This is a genomic window from Wolbachia endosymbiont (group A) of Andrena helvola, from assembly GCF_964028415.1.
In the GTDB taxonomy this organism is placed as follows: domain Bacteria; phylum Pseudomonadota; class Alphaproteobacteria; order Rickettsiales; family Anaplasmataceae; genus Wolbachia; species Wolbachia pipientis.
Genome location: NZ_OZ034779.1, coordinates 700,950 through 721,421, shown reverse-complemented (window position 1 = coordinate 721,421; position 20,472 = coordinate 700,950). Strand labels below are relative to the sequence as shown.

Sequence of the window (20,472 nt, the reverse complement as noted above, 5' to 3'; positions counted from 1 at the left end):
ATGATATCACAGAAGTAGAAAAAATCTATACAAGTTTTCTATAGTTAAGACGTCATGCCGCCGCGGCGCTAACAAGTAGCGGGATGACAGCAATCCTACGTCATACCGCCGCAGTATCTCAGCCACTAACACGTAGCGGGATGACGAGCTTATTGTCATGCCGCCGCGAACCGTCATACCGCCACGAACCGTCATACCGCGATTCATTCGCGGTATCTCTAGATCCCGCTAACAAGCAGCGGGATGACGATTGTCGTTTAGCTATAAATATTAAGAAATTTACCAAACGAAAAAAAAGGCAAAAGAAGCCCCGTGGTTATTATCCGCTTTAAAATATTGGCGTTTTTTATGTTTTAAACGCTTGACAAGCGAAATTCAGCTGCTTTTAATTGCAACTAACTTACGCTGCAAATGTTTAAGAAATTTACTAAGCAGAAAAAAAGACAAAGAATCCCCGAGTTAGCTAGTCTTTTACTATCTCTGTCGAGTATTGGCATTTTTTGATGTCTTGTAACGCTTTATAAGCGCGTTCAGCTTATTTAGATAAAAATCTAGATGTAGATGAAGTTTTGTAAAGACATACAGTATCTATATACTGCAAAAAATTGAACATAAGACGCCGATACATTAAGTAATCCTTACCTTTTAATCTGCAGATTGGCGAAAGCAAATACAATAGCTTCAGTTTCATGATAAGGGGGCTGGCGAAGGATGTCAAGTAATTTTCTTATTTCATTTAAATTGCTTGTAACCTTCTTATACACTCATCTTTACCAAGAATCACCATGATATCAATGATTCCAGGTGCATCCATTACTCCAGTTATAGGGGCGCGTAATGAGTGGTATACATCGCTTATTTTCATATCGTGCAATTTTGCACATTCCTTGATCTGAGAAGATAAAAAACCCTTATTCCAATTTTCATCACCGATCTTTGACAGAAATGATGCGAGTAACTTAATTATATTGAGGTTAGATTTGACAATTTGCTCAGCCTCTTCACTTAAATCAAGTGGCGGATCTTGAATATAAAATTTTGCTAAATCCAATAATTCGGTCAGGTAGTTTGCTCTTTTTTTTAGCTCTGTCAGTCCCTGCAGTAAATAGCCCTTTTTTTTGTCAGTTAGAGTATTTTCTCTAAGCATTAGAGTCAGAATATCTTCATTGCTCATATTACTAATATAGTGGTTATTCAAATGCTCCAGTTTTTTGAAATCGAGCCGTGCAGGTGAACGACCAATACTTTCTAAATTAAACCACTCTATTGCTTGCTCATCGCTAATAATCTCATCGTTGCCGTGACTCCAGCCAAGTCTCAGCAAGTAATTACGCATCGCTTTTGGCAATATTCCCATCTTTTCATAATCGCAAACGCTTGTGGCACCATGCCTTTTGGATAGCTTATTCCCATCTTCCCCATGGATAAGCGGCACATGTGCAAAGCGTGGAATGTCAAAATCAAGAGCCTGGTATATTAGCAGATGTTTAAAGGTATTAGTGAGATGGTCAGAACCGCGTATTATATCAGTTATTCCAGCATCATGATCGTCAATTACGACAGCAAAAATATATGTTGGAGTGTTGTCAGAGCGTAAGATCACTATATCATCAAGCTGGTTGCTATTTACTTTGATTTGGCCGTATATTTTATCATCAATGACGATCTCTTGTGAGTCTGGCACTTTGAAACGGATAACTGACCTCACACCGGATGTCATTCCAGCGCGTGACCACATATTTTCTTCTGGATCCCAGTGTCGGCTACTTGGATGACAAGAAGGAGGTTTTGTAGTACATTTATGCTTGTATATCTTGCCCTCTTCTCTTGCTTTTATTTTCTTTTCTGCAACTTCATCCTCAGGGCAATAACAGTGATACGCCCTACCCTTCTCAACTAAAAGGTTTGCTACTTCTTTATGCCGCTCTATTCTTTTTGACTGATATACTATTTCCCCATCATAGCTCATACCGAGCCATCTTAGCCCTTCTATAATTGCATCAATTGCTTCTTTCGTTGAACGTTTTCTGTCGGTGTCCTCAATTCTTAGCAAAAACCTGCCACCATGATGCTTTGCATAGAGCCAATTGAATAAAGCAGTACGAGCTCCTCCAATGTGCAAAAATCCTGTTGGTGATGGAGCAAATCTCGTGACTATACCTGGCATATTTGTCTGTTACAGTAATGTAAATGATGATAGCTAAAATTTATGTTTGTAACAATTTAGAATTTATTTGTTCTGAGAGATAAAATTTTATTTATTTTTCATAAATTGTGTTGTATAATTTAGTATTGGTTGAATATAGCGAGGTGAGTTATGGATGGACTTGTAGATATAGCAAAATTGCTTTCAGATAATGAAGCTAATATCAATTGGCGTTACACCGGCCCTTTTGATAAAACAAAACAAAGAATTAGGGGAGATAATCTCCTGCATTTAGCTGCAAAAACAGGAAAGGTTGATAAGTTTTTATCTATTTTCAAGAAAAGTGTTGAAAGTAATGTTCATTTGTTAGAGTACAATAAAGATCATGAAAATCCATTTCATATAGCAGCAGAAGTGGGGATATTACCAAGTGTAGTAAAAGGAATATTCAAGCATTTGGAGTCTGAAAAAACTAACCCAAATTGTGATCCGAAAAAATTAGAAAATGTCAAGAATTATGTTAAAGAGGCATTGTGCAATAGATGTGCGCTAGATCAATCTAAAAAGACTCCTCTTGACTGGGTTAGTAAGACAGTCAAAAAAGAAATAAAAGAAATCGCAGGCATAAAAGACAGCTTCATATGTAACCAGAAGTTTCACCTGTGCTTATACATAATAGGAGCTATAGCGTGTATTGCTGCTTTATGTTTGTCTTTATACTTTTTATTTTTAGTTTCTCAATCTATGGCACTGACTACGATGGCTGGGATAATTTCTGGCGGGGCTGCGTATCTGTCAGGCAAAGTGTGTAGTGAGATACATGACTTGCATGACATGAGCACTCCAGTGGAAACTTTTAGTAGTACAGATCTTGCAAGGGTGGCTGTCTGATATATAACAAAAAGTTGCAGGCAATGATATAGAAATTTACTTTCTCAACTTAAGAAAGTATACTCATACGATGACGGAAAAGAAGTACAGTAAGATTTTAATAGCAAACAGAGGAGAGATTGCCTGCAGGATTATCAGAACTGCTCGTAGGATGGGTATATCTTGTGTGTGCATATACTCGGATGCAGATGTAAATTCTGTGCATGTAAGACAAGCAGATGAGTCAAGATATATCGGCCCTTCGCCATCTTGCCTCAGTTATTTAAACATTGAAAAAATATGTGAAGTAGCAGTTGAAACAGGTGCGCAGGCAGTTCATCCTGGCTATGGTTTTTTAGCAGAGAATCCAGATTTTCCACGTGCTCTTCAAAAACATAATATAGACTTCATCGGCCCCAGTGCAGAAACAATAGAAGTTACAGCCAACAAAATAACAGCAAAAGAAGCGGCAAGAAAAGCTGGAGTGAATGTAGTGCCAGGATATATGGGTAAGATCAGCGATGCTGCCCACGCAGCTCAAGTTGCTAAAGAGGTCGGTTTTCCCGTTATGCTCAAAGCTGCATCAGGCGGTGGTGGCAAAGGAATGCGAATTGTAAACTCCAAAAAAGAAATTGAACTAGCATTTACATCAGCCACAAATGAAGCAGAGAAAAGTTTTAAGGATGGCAGTATCTTTATAGAGAAATATATAGAGTTGCCAAGACATATTGAAATACAAATCATAGCAGATAAATATGGCAATATAGTTTGTCTTGGAGAAAGAGAATGCTCGATACAAAGGAATAATCAGAAAATAATAGAAGAAACGCCAAGTCCATTCATTAGTGAAGAAGTAAGACAAAAAATGTATGTTCAATGTGTTTCTCTGGCAAAGCAAGTTGGCTATTTTTCAGCAGGCACTGTTGAGTTTGTTGTAGATAAAGACCAAAACTTCTATTTTCTTGAGGTAAATACGAGATTGCAAGTTGAGCATCCAGTAACAGAATTTATAACTGGAATAGACATAGTAGAAGAAATGATTAGAACTTCCTGTGGAGAGAAATTGAGATTCAATCAGGATGATATTAAACTTACTGGTTCTGCAATAGAAAGTAGAATTTGCGCTGAAGACCCATCGAAGAAATTTTTCCCTTCCAGCGGAAGAATAAAATATTACGATAAACCGGGTGAAAATGATTATGTAAGAATAGATGATGGAGTTGCTGCAGGTTCAGAAATTAGCATGTTCTATGATTCGATGATTGCCAAAGTGATAACATATGGAAAAGATAGAGTAGAAGCGATCAGCAGAATGCAAAAAGCATTGTCTGAATGCTATATAGAAGGAGTAACAAATAATATAGAATTTCTAGAATCCATCTTCCATCACCCAAATTTTATCGCAGCAAAGCTCCATACGAGATTCATTCCAGATCATTACCCTAGTGGGTTTCACGGCGATTTTGTTACAGAGGAGTATATTAAAATATTTATTTTCACTGCGTTATATGTTCATTTGGAAAATGAAGAAAGGTACCATCATAAAGCAGTGAATGAAACATCTCAGGTGTCATTCCAGTGCGTGACACTGGAATCTAGTAAAAAAGAAGGGGCACCAGTATCAGCTACTCGGATGGCAGGTGACCGTGCAAGAGATTTATTCATAGTGAATATAAATGACAATGAGTACTCCGTAAATGCAAAATACCAAGATAATATATTAATAACGGTATATAATCGCAATAAATACTCCGTTATAGGCAAGTGGAAATCAAGTTATAGATTGCTATATATCACAATTAATGACGATACCAATATAGCACTTAAAATAGAAAGACAAGGCAGCAAGTACTTCATAAGGCATGCAGGCATGAAAGCTGAGTGTTGTATATTTAAACCTCATGTAGCTGAATTAAGTAAGTTAATGCTAAATAATGAAACAGAAGAGATTTCAGTAGATGCTGTAAAATCCCCAATATCTGGCTTATTAGTTAAATTACACGTAAATGTAGGAGATCAGGTAGAAATAGGACAACCTTTATTTGTTGTGGAAGCGATGAAAATGGAAAATATTATATGTGCTGAAGCAGCAATGGTGATAAAAAATATTCCCGTTCAAGAAGGAAAAAATGTGCAGATTGGTGATGTAGTCTGCTTCCTTAAATAACACAAGAAGTATAAACTTGACCCAAACAAGATAAATGAAAACACTTGATGAGCTATGGCAATGGCTATCGGTATGTGCAATAATAGAGTAATTACACCTAAAATGATCTGAATGACGACGGAGAGCAGCATAATATATACCGGTTTTATGCTAGCATTTTTTACTGTGAGTATTACTACCAAAGTTAGTATTAGCAATGCCAGTGCTCGATGTATAAATTGCACTGTCGCTCTGTTCTCAAAGATATTCAGCCATATAGGCTGTAAGAAAAATAAATCTTCTGGAACGATTTGTCCGTCCATTAGTGGAAAGGTATTGTAAATTAGACCAGCATTTAATCCTGCAACAAATGCGCCGAAAATTATTTGTATTACAATTAGGACCAAAATCATCCTTGCGTAGTATATAGTGTTACCACTAACCTTAAGTTTTGTTTGTTGTGGCCTTATCTGATAATCAAAAAATTGATATGACAATAATGCAAAGATAACTAATGCTAATAATAAGTGAAGTGCGAGCCTATAGTGGCTAACATGAGGCTTGGCTACCAAGCCGCTTTTTACCATATACCAACCAGCAAAAGCTTGTAAAGCTCCAAATAATAATGCCACACATAGCTTTATTACTACCTTTTTAGATATTTTTCTTCTTAATATGAAATATATAAATGGCAGGACAAAAACTAAACCTGTTAGTCTTGCAACCAATCTGTGTACATATTCTATTAAGTATATAGCGCGAAACTCCTCCATACTAATACCATAGTTAAGTGCTTTATATTCAGGTGTAGCTTCGTATTTTAATTTTTCTTGTAGCCAATCTTGTCCACTCAGTGGTGGCAATGTTCCAGTGATGGGTTTCCACTCTGTGATTGACAATCCTGCTTTTGAAAGTCTGGTAAATCCACCAATCCCCACCATGAGAATTACCATGATACAGCAGAGAAAAAGCCAAATAGCTACAGGTTTTGATTGCTTTTGTTCCATAAACCATGCTGAGTTTTGTTCCATCGCTCAGGGTAAAGAATAAATTCCCATAAGGCAAGAAAAGCTGCTGCACTATGTAGCAGACTATAGACCGGAAAAAATATCGATACTATATAAAAATAAAAAGGCATCTTTTGCTGTTTGACAGCTATTACCAAAAGAATCAGGTTAGTAACGTATACCACTACAAAGTAGTACAAAAATAATTCATTTAAAACTTTAGTTAATATCAATGAAAGCAGTAAAAATGGAGTAGTAAAAAATATAAAAGCTGCAGAGCCAACAAAAAGGTTCAATAGCAAAATTCCCTTAAATCCAGTGTGTTTATAAAGTGACTTTATATTTTTTAAATGAACAATATAAGTTTGCATATAGCCTTTGATCCAGCGCGCTCTTTGCTTAATCCAAGCAAATACAGCAATTGGTGACTCTTCCAATGTTTCTGAGTCAATCATCCTGGTTTTATATCCCATTTGCGCAAGTCTCAAACCGAGGTCAGCATCTTCGGTAACACTATAAGCATCCCAGAAAAACATTTTTCTTAGAATTTTTACTGAAAAATGATTACTGCTACCACCCAAAGGCATTGGCATGTTCATTTTTTGGAATCCAGGCAATAAGTATTGAAACCAGTTCATATACTCCAGAGAAAAGGATTTTGTGAGAAAATTATAATCACAATTATAGTAATTTAATTTCGCCTGTACACAGGCAAGCTTATCGTCGCCCTTATTAAATTCAATCAGTGCTTTTTTTAACTGCAATGGGTCTGGTTTATCGTCCGCATCATATATTACTGCATACTTTCCTCTAGCAAAGCTCATAGCATAATTGCATGACTTGGCTTTTGTTCTAGGCAAAGAATGAGGCACTTTTATTACTTCAAAATACTGCGGTAAAGTGTACTTTTCTATAGCTGCTAGCGTTTCTTGGTCATCACTTTCTACCTGAAGCTTCACATCTAATTTTGATTTTGGATAATCCAAACTTTCAATGCTTTCGATCAATTGCTCTATCACTGCACTTTCTTTAAAAGCAGGCAATAAAATAGTATATATAGGAAAATCTTCTTCATTCAGCTTACTATAATCCACTTTTTGATTAGAGGTTTCACATAAGCTAAAAACTGTAGCTATAAACTTGAATAAATAACTAGAACATCCGATTATAAATATCAACATCAAAGCAAAATATGTATATTTCTCTGTTAGTGTTAAAATTGAAGTTACAATAAAGAAAGAAGCAAAAAATATTGAGCTTAGTTTAATGCTTTTAGCTGAAAAATTAGGATTCTTGTAATATAAGTAGTTGCTTGCAAATTCTGAAATACCAAAGTGCGAGTTAAGAAGATTTAAAATCTGTTCGCTATCCACTTTTATTAATACATAGTCAATACCGTAATGAGCTTCGACCCAACGGTTGATATCTCGGCTTGTGTCTTCAACCATAAAAAAAGTAGTTTTATTTAATTTTTGCCAAGGAATTATATTAAATTTATAGTAAAAAAGTTTTTCTTGCTCTTTGCATAAACTAGAATCAAACTTAATTTTTTCTACATTATCAGCTTGAAGTATGGGCATTAAACCTAATGCAATTTTTTATTTAAGTCACGTGAAAATGAAGATATGACCTCGCTACTACGCTTATCATCTTTACGTTCATGCATTATTTTTTTTACAGCATCAGCAGCTATATTCGCTGTGTTAGCCTGTAAATCTCCAAGAGCTTTTTCAACTTGGTCAGTGACTTTCTTCAAGTTAGAATGGGCATTGTCATCTAATGTCTGATCTAGCTGCTGTCTATTGTGCTTAATGATACTATTAGCTTTATCAAGTGCTTCATTCATCATTTTATTAACTTCTGCATCTAATTCTTTGTATTTTTTAGAAGATTTTTTGTAATACTCCAACATATCTTTCCTGAATTTTTCAGTTTCTTCACTTGAAAATTTGCTTTTGTTACGCTTATTGTTAAGCGCATTTTTTATCACTTTCTTTAGCAATTTATACGAAAGGACAAAACTTACCAAGAAGGCAAGACCGATAATCAGTGATGTAGACATAAAAACCCCTAAAATTCTTTGGACACCAAGTCAGCAATAAATTCCTCTTCAATTTCAGAATTAGTCAATTTAGTATAATAAATTAAAGCAATACTAGTAGCCATTTGTTTTAACTGATCAGTATATTCAGATTTAAATTCTGCCACTTTTTTTTCAATAAGCTTGCTCTTTTTTTTATCTTCCTCTTCTAATATATTCTTAACATTAGCTCTCATTTCTTCTACCTGAGCAAGTGCATCATCTATGATTTTTTTTGCCTGTATTCTAGCTTGGGTTAAAGCTGCGTTATACTTGGTAATCTGATCTTCCGTAAGTCTTAAAAGATGAACAGAACTATTAAAAGAACCCAATACTTCTTTACTTCTAGTGCTTATTATTTCATCTAACTTTGGCAAAAATAAACAACTTACTACGAAAAAAAGTGAAGAGAAAAAAATTAAAAACCAAAAAACTTGAGAAAAGAAGGTTGAAACATCAAGCTGTGGCATCTGTTAAGCAGCAAATATTAATAACATTGCAAGTACAAACGCAAGCAATCCCATGATTTCAACCATGGCAGCACCAATATAAACATAACTTTTCATTTTACCTTCTGATTCAGGGTTTCTCGCAATCCCATTTAACATAGCAGAGAAGATATTAGCTATACCTAAACCAGCGCCGAGCATTCCAAACACAGCTAAACCAATTGCTATAAATTTTAAAGCTACTAAATCCATATATTACCTTTAATTATTTCTTTATAATATAATTGTAAAATATTCTACAAGGAAGTCAATTACTTTACTGCATCTGACAAATATACACATGTTAATATAGTAAATATATAAGCTTGTAAAATTGCAACAAATACTTCAAATCCTATCAATGCAATTATGAACAAAAACGGCGCAGGAGTGAAAAATATGTTCATATTTACAATAAACCCTGCTATCACTTTGATGATTGTATGACCAGCAATCATATTTGCTGCAAGCCTTATTGATAGGCTAACCGGCCTTACTAAATAAGCAAACAACTTAATAATAATTATTATAGGTGCAAGCCACAAAGGAGTTCCTTTTGGTAGCAATATGCGTAAAAATTCTACTCCCCTTTCTTTAAATCCAACAATCGTTATATAAATAAAAACCACCATCGATAAAGCGAAGGTGACTATCACATGACTTGTGACCGTGAAACTATAAGGAAGAACACCAACTAAATTACACGATAAAATGAAAATAAACACTGTAAATATCAATGGAATGTGCTGCAAGCCTTTGCTTCCAGTGTTATTTTCTATTATTGAAATAACAAAATCATATACATACTCAACTGCAGCTTGCAAATATCCTGGTATTACTGCCCCCTTCTTTATTCCAAAAAGCAAAAAGAGTATCACCAATATCACCGAAATCATCGTGAAAAGAGATGAATTGGTAAAGCTTACGTCATACCCAAATAACCTAGGTAACTCTATTACCGTATATACTTTAAACTGTTCCAGCGGATTTAATGCCATTTTAATCTGAATTATAAACAGTAAATAAAGTATGAATTTTATAGGACAAAGTCAAGAATTAAGATAAGGCTCTGTATTATTATAACATTAACATATTAACAAAATATGTAATTAGAATGTTAATTACAGTCAGCTCTGTATTTTAAAATTTACTAATCTTGTTAAATTATTCAATATCTTGACTTAATATCTTATTTTGATTATAATTTAATTTTTAGTGAGGTATATAATGAACGAAATAGATTTTATTAACACTAATCATCCTTTAAATTTGGAGCAGGAATTTGGTAACGGATACATCGAATCAGTAGATTGTTTCCTTGACGAAGATACTCGCGATTATTACATAGGACTCAACAATGCAATAATACACTTCTTTTTTGATGGTAACATTGATGAGGATGCCTGGGATTATGAAAGTCTTAAATTCTTTCTGGAGATAGATTTAAAAGGTGATATAGAAAAAATTCTTTCTCTTCGCAAGAAGATATAAAGTTACAAAAGCTTCTACATCATAAACAATGATGTAGAAGTATTCCACTACAACAAGCTTTAAAAGCACTACATTTTATATTACAATAACTTTTTTGTTTCTTGTTAGATCGATGAAATTCACGTTATCTTGGTTACTGGAGTATTTAGAAACCAATGCTAGTTTAGAAGAAATTACCGATAAATTAACTCACATAGGGTTAGAAGTAGAAGATGTGATCGACAATACCAAATTAGCTGGTTTTATTGTTGCAGAAGTATTAGAGGTGATACAGCATCCAAATGCTGATAAATTAAAATTATGTAAAGTAGATGACGGAAGTAAAATTCTACAAATAGTTTGCGGAGCAAACAATGTTAGAGAAGGTATGAAAACTGTGCTTGCATCTCTTGGTAGCACATTGCCAGAAAGTGATTTCACAATCAAGCCTACAAAAATACGAGGAGTGCTAAGTGAAGGGATGCTCTGCTCTGCTTCTGAACTTGCGTTGGTTCAAGAGGAAAGTGAAGGAATAATCGAGCTTTCCGATGATTATAAAGTAGGGGATAAATTTTTCAATTGTGACCCTGTAATTGATATAAATGTTACTCCAAACCGTGGAGATTGCTTAGGCATTTATGGAATAGCTCGCGACCTTGCTGCAACTGGAATTGGAACATTAAAGACTTTAAGCATTCCACAACTTACCAGCTCCATAAATTCACCAATCGATGTTGAAGTTACTGACGGAGAAAGTTTTATTAGTGGAATATACATCGCCAATGTAAAAAATCAAGAAAGCCCAAAGTGGCTAAAAGATAAATTGGAATCGATAGGAATGCGCTCCATTTCTACAATAGTTGATATCACGAACTATATTATGATATCTTTCAGCCGCCCAATGCACGCGTATGATGCAAAAAAAATAGAAGGAGAGCTCACAGTACGCAAAGCAAACGACGGAGAAAAATTTGCTGGTTTAAACGGTAAAGAATACTTATTAAACAAAGACATGAGCGTTATTGCAGGTGATAAAAATATTCATGGAGTTGCTGGAATTATAGGTGGAAAGTGCAGTGGATGTACACTTGAAACTACTGATATCTTTTTAGAGTCTGCTTGGTTTGACCCTATATCTATCGCTAAATCTGCAAGGCAAATAAACATCTCCACAGACGCTAGTTACAGATTTGCACGTTCTGTTGATCCCGAATTTACTTTTGATGGACTCAACCTTGCAGCTAAAATGATTCTGGATTTATGTGGTGGAGAAGCCTCAAGCGTAGTGTCTGCTGGCAGCTTAGATAGGGCTGACACCAAGGTGAGCTTTGATTACCAAGATGTAAACAAGTTTGGAAGTGTATCTGTATTGCCTGATGAAGTGTTCGATATCTTGACGAAACTAGGGTTTAATATTGATAAAAAAACCGAAGGCAATTGGAATGTACAAGTACCAAGCTGGAGACCGGACGTGACAATACCGGTTGACCTAATTGAAGAAGTAACAAGGATATACGGCTATGACAAAATAAAAGAAGAACCACTACCAAATAATGTTGAAGAAGTAGATAGTACATACGACAATTTGCGTATTTTGATGACAAACAGAGGGTTTCATGAAGTGCTAACCTGGTCGTTTATGAGTGAATCAACAGCTGAAAAATTTGGTTACTCGAATAAGTTATTTATCATCGATAATCCGTTTAACAATAACTTTAATATAATGAGACCAAGTATTATGCCAAATTTATTGCAAGTTACTGCTGATAATATTGCCCATGGAATATCTGATCTTGCAATCTTCGAAATCGGGCCGATTTACGATGGTGAAGCTCAGTCTAAACATGTTTTAAGTGGAATAAGAACAGGAAATAATTTACCGCGAAACCATTATAATACTAATAGGAAAGTAGATGTTTTTGATGCAAAGGCTGATTGCATAGCAGCTTTGGAGTTTTTTAACGTCAATTGCGATAATTTAACGATAGAGAGAGCAGAAAAAGAACATTACCACCCAGGAAAGTCAGGCACTCTCTCTTTTAAGAATAAAGTAGCAGGTTATTTTGGAGAGTTGCATCCTAATATATTAGATCTTTTTGACATCAAGCAAAAAGTTGTAGGTTTTGAGGTGATATTAGAAAATATTGAAAATTTACCTGTAAGTAGAAAGAAATTTATCGATTATAAATACCAAAGTGTAAAACGTGATTTTGCATTTATTGTAAATAAGGATGTGAAAGTAGGTAACATAATCAATGTGGTAAAAAAAAGCTCAGAGCTCATCACAGAAGTTTTAGTATTTGACGTATACCATGGAAATAATATAGAATCGAATAAGATGTCTATAGCATTGTCAGTTACTTTCTGCTCTCCAACTCACACTTTAACTGAAAAAGAGATCCAAAAAGAATCAAGTGCTATAGTTAATTTAGTATGTGAAAATACCGGAGGAACTTTGAGAACTTATCGTTGAGTCACAATCATAGTTTCCTGCCGTTGCTGTGTCACACTTACTTCATCCAATTTATTTCCAATATTGAATTCAATATCCTTGAAAAATCTATCCCACATTCCATGCAAATGCTCTTCTATTTTAGGCCACACATCATTTTTAAATGTTACCCCATCATCAGAAAATAAATTACCTAAAAAGGCTCCAACACCTTCATAATTTGACTGAAAACATTGAAGAAATGTCTCTCCTTCTTTATAAGTATTATGTGCCACATTTAACGCTTTTCTCTCTGTAGTCTCTTTATAAGCATTTGATGCTCCAATCTTTATTGCACCAAACATAACTTTACTCCAGTTCTTAACTTTCTGTATACAACCTTCACTATTTCCTGGTATATTATTTATTATATCTTTTGTCAAATTATCTATCAAAGGAGACAATAAACCTTGATAAAAGTGCTTGATATTATTTTTTGTTTTTATCACAGGACTTTTTATGCATTTTTCTGCCAAATAGTATTCAAGTTCCGCTTCCTCTAACAACTTCTTAACTGCTTCTTCGTTAAAAGTTTCACGCTCGAACTCCTTCAGTAAATCATCCTCTATTATTGCAAACTTTATTTTTTCGCGAGATTCTAGTTCTTCTATATAATCATTTTTTGTTTCTTCATTTATCAACAATCCTTTTTCTTCTAATTCTAACTGTTTTAATGCTTTGAGAATTTCTTGGTTATTTTTCAAATGCTTCTCTATTAATTTTGTACTTGGATGCTGTTCTCCTTTCCTATTTCGCTCACCTTCTAAATATTTGTTTAAATCCTCATTTTCTTCTATTACTTTCCTTAACGATATAGGTTGCTCTAAGCATTCTGCAATTTCCGCTCGGTGCGCATTAATCCTCTGTACTAAATCCGGCTCCTTTTCCTCTAACAGCTTACATGAATCCTCTATACCCTTTGCTTGGCCTTTGAGTACATTTTGTATTTTGCATTTCGTTATTTCTAAATATATCTTTGCTACAAAAGCATTTACTTTATCTGAAGCTTCTTTTAAATTCTCACTCAAAGAACCTTTTATCTCCTTTTCTAAATCCCGAAACTGGTCTATTAAGCTGAGCATGCCTAATAGGCCTAACTCACCCTTGGCTTTTTTCATTACTGATTTTACTAGCCTTTGCTCAACTTCTTGATCATCATATTCGAACTTAAAAAGACCTTCTAACCTTCTTCTTAAAACATCACCTGCTAAATTATTCTTTTTTACATCTCCATATATTTCTTTCAATTTTTCATGTATCCTAATATATCTTTTTTGTCCTTCTTTTTTTAAAAGATTAATCTCTTCTTTAGCATTACCTAGAGCTGTCTCTGTTTCTCTACTATGTCTATATTTATAAACATCAATAATTGTTCTCTTAGCTATCTTCCCTTCTTCTTTAAGCCGCTTCCATTCTGCTTTAAATATAGGAAGCTCACTATCATCTAAAACATCCGGTACTTTTGCTCCTGCTTTTTTCAGATCTCTTATTATCACTTCTTTCTCACCTGGTAATTCCTTACCTTGACTCTCTAATTCCTGTCTCACTAAAGAATTTTTTATCTCATCTTCCAGTGAAAAACCTTCTTTCCGTCTATCCAGCTGAAACCTAACTGCTTGTATAAAGGCAACTTGATAGGCGTTGTATATTAAGTGAGTTGTCAACTTAAAATCTATGCTACTTACCACTTTTAACCTGAATTCGTCCAACAATTCCTTCAATTTATCATATGTAATCTCTTTCTTTTCTAGCTTTATCAGTTCTTCCATAGTCTTCGCAAATTCTTGAATAGAAGTTGCAAGCACATTCTTGATCTCATTACGTAAAGGCTTAAGACCATTTTTTAAGTGGATATTAGCTGATAATTTCAGTATGGTATTATGTTCTGAATCACGTGCAACATTAAACCAACTACCATCTTTATCTTCGTATAAATCTCTAAGTAGTTGTTTAAATTGCGGTGGAAACTTAACTTCCATATTCCACTTAATGTCTGCTTCAATAGCCTCTATCTCATGAAAAGACACCTCAATATTTTGGTGTTCATTTTGACATAACCCATTACTTATTTTAATAGCAGCAATCAAAAAATGAGATAATTTTTTATTTAAAAGATAAAAAGTAGCCAAAGCGAGTGTTGCAGGAATAAGTAATGCTGCAAGCACAGCGATATTAACAAGAATCACTATTGCAGCAAGAACACCATATGCCAATCTTTTTGCTGTACTTTCACTTACTTCACTTTTTTTTGTTTTATTCTCCTCTGAACTGATTTGTGTCTTATCATTTGTTTTTAATTTATTATATACGGCTAATCCTAACGCAGTGAAAACTATATAAGGAAACATTAAAACTGATAGAGCTAAATTTAATACTTTCTTCTCCGGGCAAGCTCGATTTACCTCTTTAAATATTCTACTTGATATATTATACCAAGAAGTAAAAAAATCAGAGTTATAATCTTTATAATGAAATATACTGAGTGGAACGTTAAAATTAGCTAACGGCTCTTGTTCTTCCACAGCATCAAAAAATTCTTCTTCCTCTTCTGAAGTAGCAAGACCTAAATCATTCCCTTCTTCTACATTAGAAACAGCTTCCATAGCATCAAAAGACTCTTCCTCTTCCAAAGTAACATTGGAAATAGATTCTACTTTACCTAAATCATCACTATTGTTATTTAAGTCAACAACTTTCTTACAATCTACAACAGCATGCATACCATAACCTTACCTCAAGTAACCTAAGTATAGCATAAACAATGACAACTTTCAACTACTAATAATTTAACCTAATACCAACTATCAAATTTTGGTACTCCTTAAAATAAAAGTTAGTTCCAATTTCTGTATTAATGTCCAAAGATAAGGTAAGGGTCTGCTCTTTTATATATTCAATCCACGTATTTATTGCTTCCTTAATTTTCTCATCTTCTGTTTTGATTATTACTCTGATTCTATCGGACATATGAAAATCAGCTTGTTTCCTGGTTTCCTGAATGAGCCTCACGACATCTCTTGCAAGCCCTTCTAGAATTAATTCATCATTTAGTTCAGTATTTAGAATGACAATCCCTTTATTGTTATCAAATACAGAGGAATATTCACTGTTTGCTTTTAACAATAGTTCATATTCGCCTTTTTCTATAATATAGTTCTCTGATTCGTCTCCTAGAAATATCTGCTCATTCTCAACTTGCTTCCATTTTCCCTCCTTGACATATTGAACTAGCTTCTTGATTTTGTCTGGAATTCTTTTCCCAAGCAGTGGGAAATTTAGCTTTAACTCTAGTGATGCAATACCTTCAAGTCTGTTTACTAATTCCAAGCTTTTTACATTCACCTCATCTTTTATCATCTCCTGGTACTCATTTGAATCTGCAGCACACTGGATCCCAGTGTCAGCTACTTGGATAACAGGAGAGAACTCTGGGATGACAGAAAGCGGTTCACCTTCAAGAAAACTACAGGAAGACTGATGATAAATGATCATACTGCCAAGCGGCTGTCTGATACGTATATTAAAAGTGTTTCTGATCGAAAGTGCAGAGTTGCACACCTCTCTCACTAGATCCATCTTGGCAATGAGCTGACTATCAAACTTCTCTAATTGTGGAAAATTAGCCAAATGAACAGATGTTTCTTCATACTTAAGCCCTTGCCATATATTCTCTGTTATAAGTGGCAACAAAGGAGCTGCAGCTCTTAGTATGTAATAAAAAACCGTATATAGAACATTATAAGCATCAGTTTTATCCTGATCCAAATCACTTTTCCAAAAACGCTCGCGACTGCGACGAATATACCAGTTATTCAGCACTTCAAAAAAATCTATCAGAATTTTGCAAGCCTCTTGGGAGTTATAGTTGTTCATAGAAGCTTGGATACCTTCTACAGCTTCAAAACACTTGGAAATCATGTAACGATCAATAGTGCTTTGATAATCCTTACAAACTTCAGCTTTAATTCCATCTGCATTTGCATACATAGTAAAAAAGTGATAACTGTTCCAAATAGGTTTTATTACGTTTTTCAGAACATCTCGTATTGAGTTTCCTTCTTTATCGAGTAGCAAATTACCACCACAAACAATAGATCCAGAAAGCATAAGAAAACGCAGTGCATCAGAACCGTATCTATCAAAAACCTCCATTGGATCTGCATAGTTATTCAAACGTTTGGACAATTTTTGCCCTTTTACATCCAAAACAACACCGTGGCATATGCAGTTCTTAAATGGTTCCCTATTAAACAAAGCAGTGGACAATACAAAGAGCGTATAAAACCACCCCCTGGTTTGCGCTATGTATTCAGTGATAAAATCCGCAGATTCAAACCACTCCTTATTTTCAAACGGATAGTGGATTTGCGCAAATGGCATCGAGCCAGATTCAAACCAGCAGTCAAACACGTCAGGTACACGGCGCATAACTGATTTTCCTGTTGGATCATCAGGATTTAGTCTTGTTAAAGTATCGATAAATGGTCTGTGCAAGTCGTCTATTTTAACATTAAAATCTCTCTCCAGTTCTTCTATTGAACCATATACATCTACTCTTGGATATCTCGCATCATCTGATTTCCATACAGGGATTGGCGTACCCCAGAATCGATTGCGTGAAATTGACCAGTCGTGTGCCCCTTCAAGCCATTTTCCAAATTGACCATCTCTAATGTGGTTTGGTATCCAATTAACTCTCTTATTTAGCTCTACCATTCTGCTTTTGAATTTTGTAACAGCAACATACCAAGAAGGCATAGTTCGATAGATCAAAGGAGTGTCAGTTCTCCAGCAGTGTGGATAATTGTGAATATATTGCTCAGTCTTAAACCAACTTCCCTGCCCTTTCAATTTTTTTATTACTGTATCATTGGCATCAAAAACATGAACCCCTGCCAAATCTGAAACTTCAGCAGTAAATTTTCCACTGTTATCAATTGGACAAATAACTGGAATATCATGGCTTTGGCAAAGGTAAAAATCTTCCTCACCAAATCCAGGAGCAGTATGCACAACGCCAGTACCGTCTTCTTCCGTCACATAATCAGCAATAAAAACGCGAAATGCATTTTTTGTGTCTTTAAAATAGTCAAACAGTGGTTTGTAAGAAAGACCTGCAAGATCATTCGCTTTAAGTTTTATATTGCAGTTTTCATATGGAATATTGTTTTGTTCAGAGTGGCTGATAAATTTCTCTAAGTAGCTTTCAGCAAAAATGTATATTTCACCATTCATTGAACTTCCTTCACTACTCCCTGTCATCCCAGTGCCCAGACACTGGGATCCAGAAATAGATTCCAGCGTCACGCGCTGGAATGACATCAAAGGGTGGACTGACACTGCACAATACTTAATATCTTTTCCTATTGCTAAAGCCAAGTTGCTCGGCAACGTCCAAGGAGTTGTAGTCCAAGCAAGTAATTTACACTTTCGTTTAACACTTTTAAATTGCTGTGGGTTTTCTAAAAGCTCAAATGCAACAGTTACAGCTTTGCTAACTTTTTCTCTATACGCGTTATCAAGCCTTGTTTCGAAATTAGATAATGGAGTTTCGCATGCCCAGCTATATGGTACAACGCGCACTGATTCATACACCAGACCCTTATCATAAAGCTGCTTGAATGCCCACATGACCGACTCCATGAATGATTTATCCATAGTCTTATAGTCATTGTGAAAGTCTACCCACCTTGCTTGCCTATTTACATACTTCTCCCACTCTGATGAAAATTTCATCACAGAAGTACGGCAATGATCGTTAAATTTATCTATACCAAACTTCTCTATCTCAGTTCTACCAGATATTCCAAGTTCTTTTTCTGCACCCATCTCAGCCGGCAATCCATGGCAATCCCAGCCAAATCTACGTTCAACCCTTTTTTGAAGCATAGTTTGATATCTTGCAAATGCGTCTTTGATGAAACCAGTGAGTAAATGTCCATAATGCGGAAGTCCATTTGCAAACGGAGGCCCATCGTAAAAGACAAAACAATTATCCTTGGAACGTTCTTCAACTGACCGCTCAAAAACTTTGTTTTCCTGCCAAAATTTTATGATTTCCTTTTCTAACGATAAAAAATCAGGACTACTTACTGTATCAGGATAATGCTTTGACTTCATGTTCGCTATGTAAAACTAAAGAATATAGGGCTTTCTGAAAAATTACAAATTCAAAAATATTTCCGTAGCTCACACCCCAACAAACTATTCTGCCGAGCTTCCAATACCTTTTTTTAAGTTTTACTTGCAGTTTTTATTGTTTTACTTAACATTAACCCAAGCTTTAGGGGTATTTTATGGATCAGAAGACAGATAAGTTTCCACAATTTTTAAAAATGTTGTGCTTTGTTGAAATGTGGGAACGTTTCTCTTACTATGGAATGAGGGCACTTTTGGTCCTATTTTTGACTTCTCACTTAGGTTTCACTGATGAGAGGGCCTTTACTATTTACTCATTATTTGCTGCAACAGGTTATGCTATACCAATACTTGGAGGTTTTTTAGCTGATAAGTTGATGGGATTCCGCAACATGGTGTTGCTTGGAGGGATAGTGATGATAGCAGGTCATGCTTGCATGTCATTGGTTAAGTTTGAACCAGGTTTATTATATTTAGGTTTATCTCTAATAGCCATAGGTACTGGTATGTTTAAAGGGAACGTAACTAACTTACTTAGTTCATGCTATGGCAAAGACGATCCTGAACGTAGCAGAGGCTTTACTTTATTTTACGTAGGTGTGAATATTGGAGCAATATTGGCTTCTATTTCATGTGGTTATGTAGCCCACTTGTTTGGCTGGCACTACGGCTTTGGTTTAGCTGGTATTGGGATGTCTATAGGGCTAATATTTTTTCTCAAATTTCAGAATCTTTTAGGAGATAGCGGCCTTTCTCCTTATCCAGAGCTTATGAATAAGCGCATATTAGGGATTAAAATTTTTGGTATAGTATTGATAGGAAGCTTTCTGTCATCATCAATAATTGCTAAAATGCTTATACATAGTGAATTTTTTACTAATATGCTCATATTTATTGGAATAACAGCTCTGGGCATATTTATTTATATAATATCTAAATTATCAGCAGAACAAAGACGAAAATTAGTGGCATTATCTATTCTTGTGGTATTTTTCTTGTGTTTTTTTGCTTTAGAAATGCAGCTTGGCTCTTTGGTTAACTTATTCACCGAAAGAAACGTTATTAACAATGTATTAGGTATAACAATCCCAGCTTCAGTTTCTCAAGCCATAAATCCTTTGTCAATTATAATATTTGGCTTTCTTTTTGGAACATACATGAAGTTTAAGCAAAAATATGCAACTTCCATGTTTACCCTTGGCCTTCTGACAATGGCTATGTGTTTTTTCACACTGTACATAGGATGTTTAAACTCTAACATTGAAGGTAAAGTAGAATACTTATATTTAATAATTGCTATCTCCTTTATGGGACTGGGAGAATTATGTATTGCTCCATTAGTCCAAGAACAAGCAACTACACTAGCCCCCAAAAACCTTAGAGGAGTAGTGATGGGTATAGTAATGCTGTCATTAGCGTTTTCTAACCTAGCCGGAGTTGCAATATCAAAATTTATGTCAGTTCCTTCAGTAAATGGTAAAATAAATTATTTAGAATCTTTAGAAATATATAAAGAGGGTTTTTTAAAGGTGGGAATATTTAATTTAATGCTCGTTATTGTATTTTTATTCTTCTTCAATTTTATACATAAAGTTGTTACTAACTCATCTTGTACAAAAAATTGATATAGGTAAGC

At 34.8% G+C, this 20,472-nt stretch carries 14 protein-coding genes; 5 read left to right on the top strand and 9 right to left on the bottom strand.

Annotation, left to right across the window (positions count from 1 at the left end; all coding sequences use genetic code 11):
- Positions 1-736 precede the first annotated feature (736 nt).
- A complete protein-coding gene (gltX, locus tag ABWU73_RS03790) occupies positions 737-2,167 on the bottom strand; it encodes a glutamate--tRNA ligase (protein WP_264329706.1) in 1,431 nt (476 codons plus the stop codon).
- A 150-nt stretch (positions 2,168-2,317) separates the two neighbouring features.
- Between gltX and ABWU73_RS03785 the strand changes: the two genes are divergently transcribed.
- Together ABWU73_RS03785 and ABWU73_RS03780 are read left to right on the top strand one after the other, a co-directional pair.
- Positions 2,318-3,037, top strand: a complete 720-nt coding sequence (locus ABWU73_RS03785) for a hypothetical protein (protein ID WP_264373806.1) — start codon at positions 2,318-2,320, stop codon at positions 3,035-3,037.
- Between the two features lie 70 nt (positions 3,038-3,107).
- The gene (locus ABWU73_RS03780; protein WP_353285520.1) at positions 3,108-5,183 is read left to right on the top strand and encodes an acetyl-CoA carboxylase biotin carboxylase subunit; all 2,076 of its coding nucleotides are present in this window, start codon (positions 3,108-3,110) and stop codon (positions 5,181-5,183) included.
- Here ABWU73_RS03780 and ABWU73_RS03775 read toward each other — a convergent pair.
- Genes ABWU73_RS03775 through ABWU73_RS03750 form a run of 6 tightly spaced genes read right to left on the bottom strand, consistent with a single transcriptional unit; the run spans position 5,132 to position 9,735 of the window.
- Entirely contained in the window at positions 5,132-6,193 is a 1,062-nt protein-coding gene (locus ABWU73_RS03775; protein WP_264329709.1) for a COX15/CtaA family protein, read from the bottom strand. The genes ABWU73_RS03780 and ABWU73_RS03775 overlap by 52 nt on opposite strands.
- A complete protein-coding gene (locus ABWU73_RS03770) occupies positions 6,142-7,749 on the bottom strand; it encodes a glycosyltransferase family 2 protein (RefSeq protein WP_264329710.1) in 1,608 nt (535 codons plus the stop codon). Before ABWU73_RS03770 ends, ABWU73_RS03775 begins: the two co-directional genes overlap by 52 nt.
- Before the next feature lie 5 nt (positions 7,750-7,754).
- Positions 7,755-8,231 carry a hypothetical protein gene (locus ABWU73_RS03765; RefSeq protein ID WP_065094793.1) on the bottom strand — a complete coding sequence of 159 codons (477 nt, stop codon included), beginning with the start codon at positions 8,229-8,231 and terminating at the stop codon, positions 7,755-7,757.
- A gap of 8 nt (positions 8,232-8,239) precedes the next feature.
- Positions 8,240-8,719, bottom strand: a complete 480-nt coding sequence (locus ABWU73_RS03760; RefSeq protein ID WP_010962584.1) for an ATP synthase F0 subunit B — start codon at positions 8,717-8,719, stop codon at positions 8,240-8,242.
- Between the two features lie 3 nt (positions 8,720-8,722).
- Positions 8,723-8,950 carry a F0F1 ATP synthase subunit C gene (locus tag ABWU73_RS03755; protein ID WP_006014985.1) on the bottom strand — a complete coding sequence of 76 codons (228 nt, stop codon included), beginning with the start codon at positions 8,948-8,950 and terminating at the stop codon, positions 8,723-8,725.
- A gap of 59 nt (positions 8,951-9,009) precedes the next feature.
- A complete protein-coding gene (locus ABWU73_RS03750; RefSeq protein ID WP_341810299.1) occupies positions 9,010-9,735 on the bottom strand; it encodes a F0F1 ATP synthase subunit A in 726 nt (241 codons plus the stop codon).
- 229 nt (positions 9,736-9,964) lie between these two features.
- On the opposite strand from ABWU73_RS03750, the gene ABWU73_RS03745 reads away from it, so the two are divergent.
- Both ABWU73_RS03745 and pheT read left to right on the top strand, forming a co-directional pair.
- The gene (locus tag ABWU73_RS03745; protein ID WP_010962582.1) at positions 9,965-10,228 is read left to right on the top strand and encodes a hypothetical protein; all 264 of its coding nucleotides are present in this window, start codon (positions 9,965-9,967) and stop codon (positions 10,226-10,228) included.
- Between the two features lie 112 nt (positions 10,229-10,340).
- Positions 10,341-12,680, top strand: a complete 2,340-nt coding sequence (pheT, locus tag ABWU73_RS03740) for a phenylalanine--tRNA ligase subunit beta (protein WP_209472911.1) — start codon at positions 10,341-10,343, stop codon at positions 12,678-12,680.
- Here pheT and ABWU73_RS03735 read toward each other — a convergent pair.
- Both ABWU73_RS03735 and ABWU73_RS03730 read right to left on the bottom strand, forming a co-directional pair.
- On the bottom strand, positions 12,671-15,418 hold the full coding sequence (locus tag ABWU73_RS03735) for a hypothetical protein (RefSeq protein WP_265017715.1): 2,748 nt from the start codon (positions 15,416-15,418) through the stop codon (positions 12,671-12,673). The two genes, pheT and ABWU73_RS03735, sit on opposite strands and share 10 nt — an antisense overlap.
- Before the next feature lie 58 nt (positions 15,419-15,476).
- Positions 15,477-18,818, bottom strand: coding sequence for an isoleucine--tRNA ligase (locus ABWU73_RS03730; protein ID WP_265017716.1), 3,342 nt, complete (start codon positions 18,816-18,818; stop codon positions 15,477-15,479).
- A gap of 176 nt (positions 18,819-18,994) precedes the next feature.
- Here ABWU73_RS03730 and ABWU73_RS03725 point away from each other — a divergent pair, with 176 nt between their 5' ends.
- Entirely contained in the window at positions 18,995-20,461 is a 1,467-nt protein-coding gene (locus ABWU73_RS03725; protein ID WP_007548626.1) for a peptide MFS transporter, read from the top strand.
- The last annotated feature ends 11 nt before the right edge of the window (positions 20,462-20,472 follow it).